The sequence below is a fragment of the Nocardioides sp. NPDC023903 genome, from assembly GCF_040639295.1.
Classification (GTDB): Bacteria; Actinomycetota; Actinomycetes; order Propionibacteriales; family Nocardioidaceae; genus Nocardioides.
On the sequence record NZ_JBEZZS010000002.1, the window covers coordinates 1 to 14,824 of the forward strand.

The 14,824-nt window shown below is 70.6% G+C and carries 11 protein-coding genes; 8 read left to right on the forward strand and 3 right to left on the reverse strand.

Going from position 1 to position 14,824, the window contains the following annotated elements; translation table 11 throughout:
* Both AB0F44_RS03530 and AB0F44_RS03535 read left to right on the forward strand, forming a co-directional pair.
* Positions 1-452 (forward strand): PH domain-containing protein (locus AB0F44_RS03530; protein WP_357352722.1); only part of this gene is annotated, 452 nt, incomplete at its 5' end.
* Positions 453-502: 50 nt separating this feature from the next.
* Positions 503-1,462: a tetratricopeptide repeat protein gene (locus AB0F44_RS03535; protein WP_357352724.1), complete on the forward strand. Its 960-nt coding sequence runs from the start codon at positions 503-505 to the stop codon at positions 1,460-1,462.
* Here AB0F44_RS03535 and AB0F44_RS03540 read toward each other — a convergent pair.
* Positions 1,435-2,346, reverse strand: a complete 912-nt coding sequence (locus AB0F44_RS03540; protein ID WP_357352726.1) for a LysR family transcriptional regulator — start codon at positions 2,344-2,346, stop codon at positions 1,435-1,437. The two genes, AB0F44_RS03535 and AB0F44_RS03540, sit on opposite strands and share 28 nt — an antisense overlap.
* A 73-nt stretch (positions 2,347-2,419) precedes the next feature.
* Between AB0F44_RS03540 and AB0F44_RS03545 the strand changes: the two genes are divergently transcribed.
* The 3 genes from AB0F44_RS03545 (at position 2,420) to AB0F44_RS03555 (ending at position 10,113) form a co-directional block, all read left to right on the forward strand.
* Positions 2,420-3,358, forward strand: a complete 939-nt coding sequence (locus AB0F44_RS03545) for an EamA family transporter (protein ID WP_357352728.1) — start codon at positions 2,420-2,422, stop codon at positions 3,356-3,358.
* Positions 3,359-3,482: 124 nt separating this feature from the next.
* Positions 3,483-6,677: a family 78 glycoside hydrolase catalytic domain gene (locus AB0F44_RS03550; protein WP_357352730.1), complete on the forward strand. Its 3,195-nt coding sequence runs from the start codon at positions 3,483-3,485 to the stop codon at positions 6,675-6,677.
* A 10-nt stretch (positions 6,678-6,687) separates the two neighbouring features.
* Positions 6,688-10,113, forward strand: coding sequence for a glycosyl hydrolase (locus AB0F44_RS03555; RefSeq protein ID WP_357352732.1), 3,426 nt, complete (start codon positions 6,688-6,690; stop codon positions 10,111-10,113).
* An 8-nt stretch (positions 10,114-10,121) separates the two neighbouring features.
* Here the strand turns inward: AB0F44_RS03555 and AB0F44_RS03560 are convergent, their stop codons facing one another.
* Positions 10,122-10,865, reverse strand: a complete 744-nt coding sequence (locus tag AB0F44_RS03560; protein WP_357352734.1) for an NUDIX hydrolase — start codon at positions 10,863-10,865, stop codon at positions 10,122-10,124.
* Positions 10,866-10,958: 93 nt separating this feature from the next.
* Here AB0F44_RS03560 and AB0F44_RS03565 point away from each other — a divergent pair, with 93 nt between their 5' ends.
* From AB0F44_RS03565 to AB0F44_RS03575, 3 genes are all read left to right on the forward strand, one after another.
* Positions 10,959-11,540, forward strand: coding sequence for a carboxymuconolactone decarboxylase family protein (locus tag AB0F44_RS03565; RefSeq protein WP_357352736.1), 582 nt, complete (start codon positions 10,959-10,961; stop codon positions 11,538-11,540).
* Positions 11,537-12,430, forward strand: a complete 894-nt coding sequence (locus tag AB0F44_RS03570; protein WP_357352738.1) for an RNA polymerase sigma-70 factor — start codon at positions 11,537-11,539, stop codon at positions 12,428-12,430. Before AB0F44_RS03565 ends, AB0F44_RS03570 begins: the two co-directional genes overlap by 4 nt.
* Positions 12,431-12,499: 69 nt before the next feature.
* Positions 12,500-13,690 (forward strand): MFS transporter, encoded by a 1,191-nt coding sequence (locus AB0F44_RS03575; RefSeq protein ID WP_357352740.1) that lies wholly within the window; start codon positions 12,500-12,502, stop codon positions 13,688-13,690.
* 29 nt (positions 13,691-13,719) lie between these two features.
* Here AB0F44_RS03575 and AB0F44_RS03580 read toward each other — a convergent pair whose 3' ends face one another.
* The gene (locus AB0F44_RS03580) at positions 13,720-14,763 is read right to left on the reverse strand and encodes an NAD(P)-dependent alcohol dehydrogenase (protein ID WP_357352742.1); all 1,044 of its coding nucleotides are present in this window, start codon (positions 14,761-14,763) and stop codon (positions 13,720-13,722) included.
* Positions 14,764-14,824: the final 61 nt, after the last annotated feature.

The following is a 14,824-nucleotide window of genomic DNA, read 5'->3' on the forward strand; positions in this document are numbered from 1 at the left end:
TCGTCGTCGACGAGGTCACCCATCACTGGGTCTCCTACATCAAGCCGGTCGCCTACGCGATCCTCGGGCTGGCGCTGATGATCGTGGCGGCGACGATCGACATGAACGTCGCCTGGATCATCGTGCTGCTCGCGTTCGGGCTGGTCGGGTACGCATTCTGGCGGGCTCTGGTGATCAGCCGGGACCGGTTCGTGGTCACCAACATGCGGATCTTCCGCGTCCATGGCGTGCTCTCGAGCGAGCTGGCGACCATGCCGCTGGCGCGAGTCCTCGACATCACCGTGAAGCAGTCGTTCACCGGCCAGATCTTCAACTACGGCCACTTCGTCTTCGAGTCGGCCGCTCAGGAGCAGGGCCTGAACAACATCTACTTCGTCGGGCGGCCCACCGAGCGTGACCTGACCATCCAGCGCGTCGTCCAGCGTGCGGGTCTCCGCGGCAGCGTGGGATAAACCACCGTCGGTTGGCCGCTGCGCTGGTCCCTCCTCATAGGATTGAGAACATGACGCAGCAGCCGTTCTCCCGTCCCGGAGCCGTCGACCTCTCCGGGCTCGCCAGCACCACTCCCGCACAGGGCGCCGCCTTCGGCGGTCCGGCCGATGCGGCTCCCGCCCAGGGGCGCAGCGCCGGCTCCTACACCGTCGAGATCGACGAGCAGATCTTCCAGTCGGTGCTCGAGGCGTCGATGACCGCGCCGGTCGTCCTGGTCTTCTACTCGGCCTCCCGCGCTCCCGAGAGCGTCACCTACGCGGGCGACGTCTCGACGGTCGTGGAGGAGTACGACGGCCGCTTCCTGGTCGGTTTGGTCGACATCGACAAGAACCCGCAGATCGCGCAGGCGCTGCAGGTGCCCCAGGTGCCGCTCCTCTACATCCTGCTCGACGGCCGGCCGGTCACCCAGCCGATCCCGGGCGCGCTCAACCTCGAGGAGCTGCGTACGGTCTTCCAGCAGCTCGGGCAGCAGCTCACCACCCAGGGGATCGGCGGGCGGCACAAGCCCAACGCCCTCGGGGGTGCGGTGGCGACCGAGGACGGGGACGAGCCGGCGATGGATCCGCGCTACGCCCCGGCACAGGACGCCCTGGAGCGCGGCGACATCGACGCCGCCGTGGCCGAGTACGAGAAGCTGATCGCCTCCAACCCCGCCGACTCCGAGGCCGCCGCCGGGCTGGCGATGGCCAAGGTGCTGCAGCGTACGCAGGGGGTCGACCTCAACGCGGCCCGTGCCGCCGCCGCGGGCGCGCCCGACGACGTCGAGGCGCAGACGCTCGTCGCCGACCTGGACCTGCTCGGCGGCCACGTGGAGGACTCCTTCATCCGGCTGGTCGAGCTGGTGCGGCGTACGTCCGGGGACGAGCGCAACAAGGCGCGCGAGCACCTGCTGGGGCTCTTCGCCGCGGTCGGCAACGACGACGAGCGAGTGCTCAAGGGTCGTCAGTCGCTGGCTTCTGCGCTGTTCTGACCCGCGAGGGCTGTCAGCACGGCGGTCACCGCCGGCGAGGCGGCCATCGTGCGCCGGTGCAGCGCGAGGACCTCGCGTGTGGGGACCGGGTCGACGACACGTACGGCGACCAGGTCCTCACCCAGCGCCGCGCGTCCCATGCGGGGAATGAGCGCGATCCCGAGGCCGGCTCGCACCAGCGCGAGATGGCTGTCGAACTCCATCGAGACGTGCGCGATCCGCGGCAGCTGGCCGGTGCCGGCGTACATCCGGTTCAACCACTGCCGGCAGATCGTGCCCTCCGGCGTCGCGATCCAGTCCTCGGCGACGAGGTCGTGCGGGGTCACCTTGGCGAGCTGGGCCAGCGGGTGGTCGCGATGGGCGATCACGTCGGCGATGTCGCGGTGGAGCTCGGTGGTGACGAGATGGTCGGGGATGGAGAGCGGCACGTCACCCCAGGAGTGCACGACGCCGATCTCGCTGTGACCGGTGGCGACCAGGTCGACGGTGTCCCACGGCTCGCGCTCGGAGAGGGTGAGGGCGAGCTCGGGATGGGCGGTGCGGAGCTTGCCTGCGACCGGCGCCACCATGCCTCGCATCGCGGTCGAGAAGGCGGTCACCCGCAGTCTCCCAGCCACGGTCGTCGCCTGCTCGTGCAGCCCGGACTCCAGCGACTCCATGTCGGCGAGCAGTCGCGAGCCCTCGTCGACCAGGTGCCGGCCGGCGTGGGTGAGCATGACGCCGCGCCCGATCCGCTCCAGAAGAGGTACGCCGACCTGCCGCTCGAGCCGCTTGACCTGCTGTGACACGGCGCTGGGCGTGAAGCCCAGGGCGTCGGCGGCCGCCACCACCGAGCCATGGGTGTCGACGGCGCGGAGGGCGACGAGCGAGGCGAGGTCGATCATGAAGCGATGCTACGTCATCGGATGAAGAATCATTCGCTGGTGCTTCATTGTCTTTGTTGTCATCGTTGATGGTGTGACTCGCCGTGACTCGCTGCTCGCCGTCCTCGTCGCCGTCCTGTGGGGCTTCAACTTCGTCGTGATCGACTGGGGCCTCGAGGAGCGCGACGGGCATGCGGTGCCGCCGCTGCTGCTGCTCGCCGTGCGCTTCGTCCTGGTCGCGTTCCCGGCGGTCTTCCTGCTTCCGCGGCCGAAGGCGCCGTGGCGGGTCATCGCGGCGGTCGGGATCTTCATGAGCCTGGGCCAGTTCGGGCTGCTCTACACGAGCATGGCCGCCGGGATGCCGCCCGGGCTCGCCGGCCTGGTGCTCCAGGCGCAGGTCGTGCTCACGATCGTCATCGCGGCGGGAGTGCTGCGCGAGCGGCCGACCCTCATGCAGGTGGTCGGCGTCGTCGCCGGCGCCGTCGGGCTGGTGGTGGTGGCGCTCGGGCGGGGCGGTCACGTGCCCGCCGTCGCGCTGGTGCTGTGCCTGCTCGCCGCGCTGTCGTGGGCGATCGGCAACGTCATCTCGCGCGCGGCCAAGGTGCCCGGCGGGCTCTCGCTGACGGTCTGGTCGGCCCTGGTCGTTCCGCTCCCGCTGTTGGCGCTCTCGCTGGTCCTCGATGGGCCCGAGGGGGTCCGCGAGGGGGTCGCCGCCTTCGGCTGGGAGGCGCTCGCCTCCACGGCCTACACGGTCGTGCTGGCCTCGTTCGTCGGCTACGGGATCTTCAACTCGCTGCTCGCGCGGCACCCGGCGTCGTCGGTGGTGCCGTGGATCCTGCTGGTGCCGCCGGTCGCGATCGGCTCCGCGTGGCTGCTGCTCGGCGAAGTGCCGAGCGGCGGCGAGCTCGCCGGTGGCGCCCTCCTGGTGATCGGCGCGCTCGTCGCTCAGGGAGTCGTACGCCTGCCCCGGTCCGGATCAGGTGGGGTCGCGGGGCCGCTCCCGGATCTCGTCGAGAGCGGGAAGCGCCGCTGAGCGCTCTCCTGACCTGAGCGACGGACTGGCCGCATTCGGCCAGTCCGTCACTGAGCCTCCCGTCATACGTGTGACGTGCGCCATACTGAACCTCCGTTGGAGTTGAATCGTTTCAGGAGGTGCGATGAGAGCCCTGCTCACCCTTGCGTTGGTGGCGTCAGCCGTCGGTCTGATGCCGTCCGCGGCGGTTGCGAGCGACCCGTCCGACGGAGTTGCCGCCCCGGCGCGGCTCAGCGTCGGAGGGGTGAGCGACCCGATCGGCATCGACGACCTGACCCCGGATCTGCAGTGGCGCAACGGCGCCGGCGTCGCCCGGCAGACGGCCTACCAGGTCCGCGTCGCCTCGACCCGCAGCCGGTTGGCCGACCCCGACCTCTGGGACAGCGGCCGCGTCCGCTCGGCCGTGATGGCGACCTCATATGCAGGTGATCGCCTCGCCTCCCGCGACAAGGCGCTGTGGCAGGTCCGGGTCTGGGACGCGGCCGGCCTGGTGAGCGAGTGGAGCAGGCCGGCCTCCTTCGAGATGGGCCTGCTCGACGAGTCCGACTGGCAGGGCCGGTGGATCACCGACGAGCGCTGGGCCGCTCCGCTCCACCAGGACGTTGCCATCGGCGTCCAGGAAGCCCGCTACGTACGGCTGACCGTGATCGACCTCGGGCGACCCGGCGAGCCGCTCGATGACCCGAACTGGAAGCCACGTCTCGAGCTCGGCGAGATCGAGGTCGCCAATGGCACCGGCGGGGCCAACCTGGCCGAGGGCGCCACCGTGACGGTCTCCGAGGAGAACTCCGAGCCGGGCGTGTGGGACCCCTCCTACCTGACCGACGGCAAGGTCACCACCGCGGAAGACCCGCGCGGCTACCGCAGCGACTACCACCCCGAGACCGACGTCCAGGACCAGCCGATCGTGATCACGATCGACCTCGGTGAGCCGACGGCGATCGACACGGTCCGGCTCTACTCGCTGTGGGACGCGCCCAGCGACTACGGCACCACGCCGAACTTCCCCCGCGACTTCCAGGTCTCGGTCTCCGCCGACGACACGACCTTCACCAAGGCCGGGCCGCGGACCAAGGTCACCGCGGTGTCCAACCTGCACACCTCGCCGGAGGGGCTGCCGGTGCTGGCCCGGGACTTCACCGCGGGTGACAACATCGCCTCCGCACGGCTCTACGTCACCGGCGAGGGCGTCTACGACGCCTCGCTCAACGGCGAGCCGGTCTCGCCCGACCTGCTGCAGCCCGGCAACACCGAGCACAGCGTCCGCGTCCCCTACGCGACGTACGACGTGACCCGGCTGCTCCGCAAGGGCAGCAACACCTGGGGGATCGAGCTCGGCAACGGGATCTACAACGTCTTCAACACCCCCGAGATCCCCAAGCGCTACATGAAGGCGGCCGCCGGGCACGGCGCCCCGCGGGCGATGGGGCAGCTCGAGATCACCTACCGCGACGGTCGGCGCCAGACGGTCGCGACCGGCTCCTCGTTCAAGTCGACCCTCGGCGAGGTCACCTTCTCGAACTGGTACGGCGGCGAGGACCACGACGCCCGGCGGGGCCTGGGCGCCTGGAACGAGCCCGGCGCGACCCGCGACGGCTGGCTCGACGCGGTCGACATCGGTGCCCCGGCCGGCGACCCGGAGCTGGTGGCTCAGCAGAGCCCGCCGATCCGCGAGGTCGACACCCTGGAGACCGTTGCCGTCAAGGAGCCGAAGGCAGGGACGTACGTCTTCGACCTCGGCACCAACTTCGCCGGCTGGCAGCAACTGACGACCAGCGGCCCGGCCGGGACCACGATCACGATGCGCCCGGCCGAGAAGCTCAAGGCCGACGGCACCGTCGACCAGGGCAGCGTCGGTGGCGACATCCGAGACCGAATCACCCTGGCCGGCACCGGCGAAGAGACGTTCACCCCGAGGTTCGTCTACCACGGCTTCCGCTACCTCCAGGTCGAGGGCCTGACCACTACGCCGACCGCTGAGACGGTGAAGGGGCTGGTGCTGCGCGCCAACGACCGGGCGGTCGGCTCGTTCACCACCTCCGACCCTCAGATGACCGGGATCTACCGGATCATCGACCGCTCGGTGCAGTCCAACATGTACTCCGTCTTCACCGACTGCCCGCACCGCGAGAAGCTCGGCTGGCTCGACCAGACCAACCTGGTCTTCGACACCCTCGCCTACGGCTACGACGTCCAGGCGCACTACCGCAAGATGCTGCAGGACGTCGTGGACGCCCAGCAGGACAACGGGCTGATCCCCACCACCGCACCGGAGGACGCCCTCTTCGCCGGGGCCTTCCGGCACGACGCCAACTGGGGCGCGACCCTCGCGGTCTCGTCCTGGCAGATCTACCAGTGGTACGGCGACGACAGCGCCATGCGCGCCCACTGGCCGCAGATGGTGGAGTACGCCGACTACCTGGCCTCGATCTCGACCGGCGGCATCGTCTCCGGTGGCCTCGGTGACTGGATCACCCCGGCCTCGCCCGCCACGCCTCCGGCATTGACCCAGACCTGGGCCTACCACCGCATCCTCACTCACATGAGCCAGATCGCGGCCGCCCTCGGGCGCGACGCGGACGCCGCTGCGTACGAACGGAAGGCGGCAGATGTGGCCACCGCCTTCCACACGACCTTCTACCACCCGGACACCGGGCTCTACGGCAACGGCGACCAGGCCAGCCAGGCCCTGGCTCTCCAGGAGAACCTCGTCCCGGCCGACCTGCGCGCCGGAGTCCTCGATCGGTTCGTCAAGCAGATCCGCGCCGCCGACGACCACATCGTCGTCGGCGAGGTCGGTCTGTACGCAGCCGTCGACCTGCTTTCTCGGGAACGGCTCGACGATGTCCTCCACGACTGGGTGCAGCGCGACGACGGGGTCAGCTACGGCAAGTTCCTCGCCGCCGGCGCGACCTCGCTGCCGGAGAGCTGGACCAGCTCCGGCGCCTCGCAGAACCACTACATGCTCGGCGCGATCGACTCCTGGTTCACCGGTGGGGTCGCTGGCATCACCCAGGCCGAGGACTCGGTGGCCTGGAAGAAGGTCGTGATCGAGCCCGCGCTCGTCGGTGACGTCGAGTCGGCCGCGTCCTCCTACGAGTCGGTCCGGGGCACGATCTCCAGCTCCTGGGTCCGGACGGACGGACAGGTCCGGCTCACCACCACGATCCCGCCGAACACCACCGCGACCGTCCGGGTGCCGGCTGCCGAGGGTGTCCGCGTCACCACCCCGACCGGCGCACGCCGAGTGCCTTCGACGGTCCCCGGGTTCGCCGAGTTCGAGGTCGGGACCGGCACGTACACGTTCATCACCAGGTAGGGAGCAGAACATGATCCGACTCACCGGCCTTCTCGCCGGCACCGCGGCCCTGGCGACATCGCTCGCGCTCGGCACCGTACCCACCGATCCTGCGGTGGCGACCCAGGCGACCGAGGCGGCGACCGAGGCACGCGGCTTCGATCCGGCGGCCTTCGCCGACCCGCCCAGCGACAGCCGCCCGGCCTTCTACTGGTACTGGACGGGCAACGTGACCCCGGACGTCGTCGACGCGCAGATGGCGGAGATGCGTGACAAGGGCGTCTACGAGGCCGTCCTCTTCCCTTACGGCGGCGACAAGATGCAGCCGGCGTTCTTCACCGAGGCCTGGTTCGACATCGTCGAGCACGTCCTGCGGGAGGCGCAGCGCACCGGGATGCGGATCTGGCTGTTCAACGACAGCAACTTCCCCAGCGGCAAGGCGGGCGGCATCATCGCCAACGGCGGCACCGTCGGGGACAAGACGTACGAGCCGAGCCCCGAGCTGCGGCTGAAGGCGCTGCAGCGCTCGACGCGGGTCGTCGAGGGGCCGGCGACGATCGACCCGGCCGAGTCCAGCGGTCTCAGCGTCGAGGGCGGACGGCTCGTCGTGGACGCGGCGATCCGCGAGGGCGCGCACCCGATCAGCTCCGGCGCGACCTGGGGCGACTACACCGCGACCGGGAAGGTCACCCTGACCGCCTCCGGCGCGCAGCTCGTCGTACGCGCCTCCGAGGACGGCAGCCGCGGCTACCTCGTCGACGTCGACGTGAAGGGCAAGGCGAGCGTCTGGCGCCTCGACGGAGGCTCGCGGACCCGGCTGACCACCGGCGTGAACACGCCGGGCTTCTCGCCGCGGCGGGAGCAGTCGATCAGCGTCACCGTCTCCGGTGACCGGATCCAGCCGGTGATCAACAAGACCGTCCAGCCCGCGGCGGTCGACGCTACGTACGCCACGGGTGCTCCGGCGGTCAGCGCGGAGCTCGGTGGCGTCGGGATCGAGGACGCGGTCGAGGGCCTTCAGCGCGTGCAGTGGAACGACCTGACCGTGACCGACCCGGCCGGGGCGACGCTGTGGTCGCAGACCTTCGACGGCAGCGAGGCGATCGGTGACTTCGGCGGCCCGCTGGTCAGGCTGAGGGACACGGTCGCGGCCGCGGCTCGCCCGACGGGCTCGGCCGACGGCGACGACCTTGTCGAACTCACCCCGAGTCTCGAGGACGGCTCCTGGACGGTGCCGGCGGGGCGCTGGCAGGTGGACACCTTCGCCCACACGACCCTGGTCGACGACACCAGCGGCTATCACCGCGGCTACCTCAACCTGCTCGACCCCGACGCGACCGACCGGCTGCTCGAGGTGGTGCAGGGGGAGTACCTGCGACGCTTCGACTGGGCGATGGGCTCGGTGGTGCCGGGCTTCTGGGACGACGAGCCGTTCATCTCCTCGGCCGAGCCGTGGCCCTTCAAGCGGCTCGCCTGGTCCGACGGTCTCGAGGACCTGATCGAGGACGCGGGCGGGTCTCCGGGCGTCGCGTTCACCGCCGCCTCCGACCAGCTCGGCCGCACCGGTGAGCAGTACGCCGGGACCTACTGGCGCGCGGTCAACGACGCGTTCGCGACCAACTACTACCAGCGCCAGGCCGCCTGGATGGGCGAGCACGGGCTGCAGCTGATCACGAACCCGCTCCTCGACGAGGAGGGTCCGCAGCAGCGGATGCACAGCACCGGCGACCTCGCCAAGAACAACCAGTACGCCCAGGTCCCCGGCACCGACATGATCACCACCGACTACACCGCGGGCCGGCAGACCACCCTGATGCGCAACGCCGCCTCGGCGGCGCACCAGAGCGGTGCCGAGCGCGCCCTGGTCGAGGTGTTCGGCAACTCCGGATGGGGAGTCGCGCCGGAGTACATGCACGCCACGATCGGTGCCCTGGCCACCCGAGGAGCCAACTTCACCGCGCTGCATGCCATGTGGACCGACGAGAAGCAGGTCTACTTCGCTCCGCCGTTCGGCCCAGCCAGCACCTACTGGGACGCGATGGGCGACGTCGACGCCTGGATCGGCCGGGTCATGGAGCTCGGCCGGGGTGACTCGCTCGCCCGGACCGCCGTGGTGCAGCCGCAGCGGGCCGCGGAGCAGACCCGCAGCACCGATGCCGAGCACCAGGTGGACGACCACCTCAGCGGGGCCGCCTTCGCTCTCGAGCGCGGCCAGGTCGACTTCGACCTGCTCAGCGACGGCTCGCTCTCCGGCGACCCGGGCACTCGCTATCAGGCGCGCTCCGACGACGGCGTGCTGAAGGTCGGCGAGGCGAGCTACCGGATGCTCGTGCTGCCGACGACGCCGGTGCTGGACCTGGAGACGGCCCGGACCCTGAAGAAGTTCGTACGCAGCGGCGGCCGCGTGGCGGCCGTCGGCCCGTTGCCCGAGCTGGAGGCAAGCGGTCGGACCGCCGAGCTGGACCGGGAGCTGAGCTCGCTGTTCGGCGGAGCCTCGGAAGGATGGACCCGGCACGGAGACGGCCATGTCGCCGTCGTCGCGGACGCGGACGCTCTCGGTGGGCTGGCGGCTTCCGCCGGTGTCTCCGCCGCCGACCTCAGCCCGGCCGCGCCTGCGGTGCGGGTGCTGCGTACCAGCCGGGACGGGGACGTCGCGTTCCTGGTCAACAACGAGAGCGACCAGGCTGTCACCACCTCGGCGACCCTTCCGGTCGACGGCGTGCCGGAGATCTGGGACCCGCGCGACGGCAGCACCGAGGTCGCCGCGACGTACGACGAGGGCGGGAGCAAGGAGACCACCGTGCCGCTGCGGCTCGACCCCTACGAGACGCTCGCGATCGTCTTCCAGAAGGGCACCAAGGCAGGCGCGCACCTGGTCGGCGACCAAGTGGCCGAGTCGGTGAGCACAGAGGGGAGGTCGCTCGAGGCGACCGTCCTGGTCGACGAGCCCGGGACGACCACCCTCACCGGCACGGACGGGCAGCGGACCTACCGCGGCGAGGCCACGGTGACCGACCCACTGCAGCCGATCGCGCTGAACGGCCCGTGGACGGTGAAGCTCGAGCGTGAGGGCGAGACGGAGCAGACCCGGCCGCTGGGATCGTGGACGACCATCGACCCCCGCTTCTCCGGGAGCGCGACCTACCGCACCTCCGTCGACGTCACCGCCGCCGACCTGGCCGGCCGGCGGATGCTGCTCGACCTCGGCGAGGTGCGCGACATCGCGCAGGTCACCGTCAACGGGGTCGTGCTGCCGCGGGCGCTGTGGCGTCCGTACGTCATCGACGCCACCGAGGCGCTCCGTGCCGGCGCGAACACGATCGAGGTCCGCGTCACCAACACGCTGCTGAACCAGCGCGGCAAGGCCAACCAGGTCCCGCCGACCTCCGGTCTGCTCGGGCCGGTCAGCCTCCGTCCGCGGGCGGTGGTCGTCGCGGAGCTGACGCCGTCGCGGTGAGGTAGGCGCTAGGGGCGGCCCGACTCGGTGTAGCCGGGGCCGCCCCGCAGCGCGGCGAGGGCGGCCTCGACCCGGCGCGCGGTGAAGTCGGCGGCCCGCTCGCGGACCTCGTCGAGGGTGCAGAACGCCACCGAGCGGATCTCGCGCGGCTGGAGGGTGGTCCGCTCGACGATCGAGGCCGGGTGGACGCCGCCGTCGAAGATCAGGCAGACGGCGTCGTCCCAGCCACCCCACGGCGGCAGCCAGTCGGTGAGCAACAGGTCGCCGGCGGGAAGGACGAGGGCGAGCTCCTCCTCGATCTCGCGGGTGGTGGCGAGCTTCGGGGACTCGCCGACCTCCACGATGCCGCCGGGCAGGTCCCAGTCCTTCTTGTAGGTCAGCTGGCACATCAGGACGCGCTCATCGGCATCGCGCACCAGCATCTGCCCGATCGCGCGCTTGCGCGGGAGGAAAGAGTTGAGCAGCGCCCGGAAGCCCTCGGGTGCCTCCACCGGGGCATCGCTCGCGACCCGGGCGTAGAGCATCCGGTCCTTGCCGCCCGCCACACCGCGGAGCAGGCCCTCGCGGTGAAGCCCCGACCAGGTCGCGGTGCGCTGCTCGGTCGGGTCGTCCGGGTCGACCAGCGCCTCCACCCGATGATGGGTGAGCAGCGCGGCAGCCACCTCGCGGCGTACGACATCGACGGCCTCGCCCGCGGCCCACTCGATCCGGGCAACGCCCTCCGCCACCGTCGTCGTCTCTGGCTCGCTCACGCGACCACCCTAGCGAGCCGGGACTGTCACAACCCGGGGGTCGTCGGTGTCTGGATGGTGACGAGATGCTCCGCACGACACAGGAGGGCAACGATGCCCAGTACGTTCAGGATCCCGAAGGCAGATCTGACCGGCCTCTACGGCGCCGTGGTGCGGCGGGTGAGCAAGAAGATGTACGGCGAGGTCCCCGATGTCGGCTACGTCTACTTCCACCACAAGCCGCTGCTGCGCGCGGTGATGGGGTTCGAGACAAAGGTGGGGAAGTGGAAGGCGCTCGACCCGACGTACAAGTCGCTGGCCGAGATGGCCGCGGCGAGCACGATCGGGTGCAGCTGGTGCCTGGACTTCGGCTACTACCTCGCCCGCAACGCGGACCTCGACCTCGAGAAGATCAGCCAGGTGCAGGTGTGGCGGACCGCTGACGTCTTCGACGAGACCGAGCGGAAGGTCATCGAGTACGCCGAGGCGATGTCGTCCACGCCGATGACCGTCACCGACGAGATGGTCGCGTCCCTGCTGGCCGAGCTGGGCACCGAGGCGATGGTGGAGCTGACCCAGATGATCGCGCTGGAGAACATGCGCTCCCGGTTCAACTCGGCCGCCGGGCTGCAGAGCCAGGGCTACTCCGACGTCTGCGAGATCCCGCTCGCGCCGCCGGTAGGGTCGCACGCATGAGCCAGCCGTCCGGCGACGATGCCGCCACGAAGGTCTTCGTCGCCCACCGCAACCTGCTCTTCACGGTGGCCTACGAGATGCTCGGCTCGGCCGCCGACGCCGAGGACGTGCTCCAGGAGACCTGGCTGCGCTGGGCCGAGGTGCCGCTGGAGGAGGTCCGCGACCATCGCGCCTACCTGGTGCGGATCACGACCAGGCTCGCGCTCAACCGCATCCGGACTCTGTCGCGCCGCAAGGAGACGTACGTCGGTCCGTGGCTGCCCGAGCCGCTGCTGACCGCGCCGGACGTCGCCGAGGACGCCGAGCTCGCCGACTCGCTCTCGACCGCGGTGCTGCTGGTGCTGGAGACGCTCTCGCCGACCGAGCGAGCGGTCTTCGTGCTGCGCGAGGTCTTCGCGCTCGGCTATGACGAGATCGCGGCAGCGGTCGACAAGTCGCCGGCCGCGGTGCGCCAGATCGCCCACCGGGCGCGCGACCACGTCGCCGAGCGGCGGCCGCGCGAGTCGGTCTCGGCGGCCGAGGCGCGGCATGCCCTGGAGCGGTTCCGCGACGCCGCGACCGGTGGTGACCTGCAGTCGCTGCTGGACGTGCTCGCCCCCGACGTCGTGCTCTTCTCCGACGGCGGCGGTGTGGTGCAGGCGGCCCGCAAGCCGATCCACGGTGCCGAGAAGGTGCTGCGGTTCTTCGCCGGGCTGGCCACGAAGTACGGCATCCCGAGGTTCGAGCTGACCAGCGTCAACCAGGCCCCCGGGATGCTGATCTACTTCGGCGAGGAGGTCGACGGCGTCGTCACGCTGCACGTCGAGGACGGCATGGTCACCGGCCTCTACTACGTACGCAACCCCTCCAAGCTCAGCGGCGTCGTCGAACAGGTCCATCTGGAACGCTGAGGCCGACGCCGGCGCTGAGGTGGCGCGTGGGAGGGTGACGATCCACGTGCTGCTGCTTGGAGGTTGGCGATGGAACAGCGGGTCGAGAGCCGGCCACTGCTCGCGGTGCTGGTCACGCTCTGTGTGACCGTCACCGCGGCGTACGGCGTCCTCTACTACGCCTTCACCGTCCTGCAGCCCCGGATCGTCGACACCACCGGGTGGTCGGCGGCGGCGATCACCACCGCCTTCTCTGCCGGCACGCTCGTCGGGGCCGTGGCGGGCATCCCCGTCGGGCGAATCATCCAGCACTTCGGGCCGCGGTGGGTGATGGCCGGGGGCAGCCTGCTGGGAGCGGTGTCGCTGCTCGTGGTCGCGGCTGCGCCTTCGTACTGGATCTTCGCGCTGGGCTGGCTGCTGGTCGGGCTCTCGACCGCCGGCACCTTCTATCCGCCGGCATTCGCGGCGCTGACCCACTGGTTCGGTACGCGGCGAGTCGATGCGATCACCACCCTCACCCTCGCCGGCGGGTTCGCCTCGACGATCTTCGCGCCGCTCACCGACGCGTTGGCGGGATGGGTGGAATGGCGATGGACGTACGTCATCCTGGCCGCCGCCTTCGTCGTGCTGACGTTCGTGCCGAGCATCGTCGTGCTCGATCTCGCCTGGAAGCCGGCTGCTCCGGCTGACGGTCGACCTGTGCGGGACCGGGATGTGCTGCGGAGCAGTCGGTTTGTGCTGCTCACGCTTGCTGGCACGCTGGTCTCGATGGTCGTGTTCGCCTCGATCGTCCACCTGGTCCCGTTCCTCGTCGAGCACGGGCTGAGCGCGACCACCGCCGCCTGGGCACTCGGGCTCAGTGGCGCCGGCCAGGTCGCGGGACGTGCGTTCTATCCGATGCTCGCTCGGAGGTTCGGCGTCAGGGCCCGGATGATCGGGGGAGTGCTGTGGTTCGCCGCCTCCGTCGCGCTGCTTCCGTTGCTGCCTGCTGTCGGCTGGGTGATGATCGTCGCCTCGGTGATCACCGGCACCGCTCGCGGGCTCTACACGCTCATCGCGGCGACCGTCGTCAGTGACGTGTGGGGGCCGGAGAGGTACGCCGCGCTCAACGGGGTCTACTCCGCTCCCGCTGGGGTTGCTGGTGCGCTTGCTCCTGCTGTGGGGGCTGCGCTCGCTGCTGTGCTGGGTGGGTATGACGCGCTCTACTGGGTGCTTGCTGGGACTGTCCTCGTTGCTGCGTTGCTTGCTGGGGTTGCGTTGGCGTCGTTTGGGCGGCGGTGACTCAGTCCCTGGGCTCTGTTCGAGAGGGCCTAGGGAACGACAACGGCACGTCCGCGAAGCGTGCCTTCGTGAAGTCGCCGGTACGCCTCCGGCGCCTCGTCCAGGGAGAACCGCTCCGTCTCCACGTGCACGAGCCCGACGCGGGCGAGGTCGAAGACCTCCATCAGCTCCGAGCGCGAGCCCCAGTACGGAGCCCGGATCACCGCGTCGTACGGCTTGGAGAGCGCGCCGACCTGGGCGCTGGCGGTGCCGATGCCGACGATGACCAGGTCGCTCTCCACGCCGATCACGGACGAGGCCAGGTCGACGGTCGGCTGGGCGCCGACGAAGTCGAAGACGGCGGTGACGCCGCGGGCGCCGACTACCTTGCGGATGTTGTCGGCGGCCGTCTTGTCGGACAGGAAGGCGTGGTGGGCGCCGACGTCGGTGGCCAGGGCGAGCTTGTCCTCGTTGAGGTCGAGTGCGATCACGGTGGCCGGGGAGAGGGCCCGCAGCAGCTGGATCGCGACGTGGCCGAGGCCGCCCGCGCCGATCACGACGGCGGTCGAGCCGGCGACCAGCTTGGGCAGCGAGCCCTTGATGGCGTGGTAGGGCGTCAGACCGGCGTCGGTGAGCGCCACGTTGGCGACCGGATCGAGGTCACCGAGTGGCAGCAGGTGGCGGGCGTCCGGCACGAGGACGTACTCGGCCATGGTCCCGTCGGTGCCGAGCCCTGGTGGGCTGATGTGGAGTTCGGCGGCGCGCTCGCAGTAGTTCTCCTTGCCCTGCGCGCAGGGGTAGCAGCGGCCGCAGCCCTGCGGCCCGTAGATCGCCACCGGCTCACCGGGCTCGATCCCGTGCACGCCGTCGCCGAGCGAGTCGACAACCCCGACGCCCTCGTGCCCGAGCGTCATCGGCAGCGGGTAGCCGAACGACTGCCAGGCATCCTCCGGCAGTCCCATCAGGAAGGAGTCGGAGTGGCAGGCGCCGGCCGCGGTGATCCTCACCCGCACCTGGCCCGGTGCCGGCTCCGGCACCGGAACCTCGCTGATCTCCGGCGCAGCGCCGATCGTGACGTACCTCAGAGCCTTCATCGTCGATCTCCAGACCGGCAGGACCCCCGCCCGCCGCTGCGTCCCGTTCTACCCTGGCGTC

What these genes read in the sequence shown, in the direction of transcription:
- AB0F44_RS03535 (WP_357352724.1), top strand. Translation starts at nt 503, where the DNA reads ATGACGCAGCAGCCGTTCTCCCGTCCCGGAGCCGTCGACCTCTCCGGG.
- AB0F44_RS03540 (WP_357352726.1), bottom strand. Translation starts at nt 2,346, where the DNA reads ATGATCGACCTCGCCTCGCTCGTCGCCCTCCGCGCCGTCGACACCCAT.
- AB0F44_RS03550 (WP_357352730.1), top strand. Translation starts at nt 3,483, where the DNA reads ATGAGAGCCCTGCTCACCCTTGCGTTGGTGGCGTCAGCCGTCGGTCTG.
- AB0F44_RS03555 (WP_357352732.1), top strand. Translation starts at nt 6,688, where the DNA reads ATGATCCGACTCACCGGCCTTCTCGCCGGCACCGCGGCCCTGGCGACA.
- AB0F44_RS03565 (WP_357352736.1), top strand. Translation starts at nt 10,959, where the DNA reads ATGCCCAGTACGTTCAGGATCCCGAAGGCAGATCTGACCGGCCTCTAC.
- AB0F44_RS03570 (WP_357352738.1), top strand. Translation starts at nt 11,537, where the DNA reads ATGAGCCAGCCGTCCGGCGACGATGCCGCCACGAAGGTCTTCGTCGCC.
- AB0F44_RS03575 (WP_357352740.1), top strand. Translation starts at nt 12,500, where the DNA reads ATGGAACAGCGGGTCGAGAGCCGGCCACTGCTCGCGGTGCTGGTCACG.
- AB0F44_RS03580 (WP_357352742.1), bottom strand. Translation starts at nt 14,763, where the DNA reads ATGAAGGCTCTGAGGTACGTCACGATCGGCGCTGCGCCGGAGATCAGC.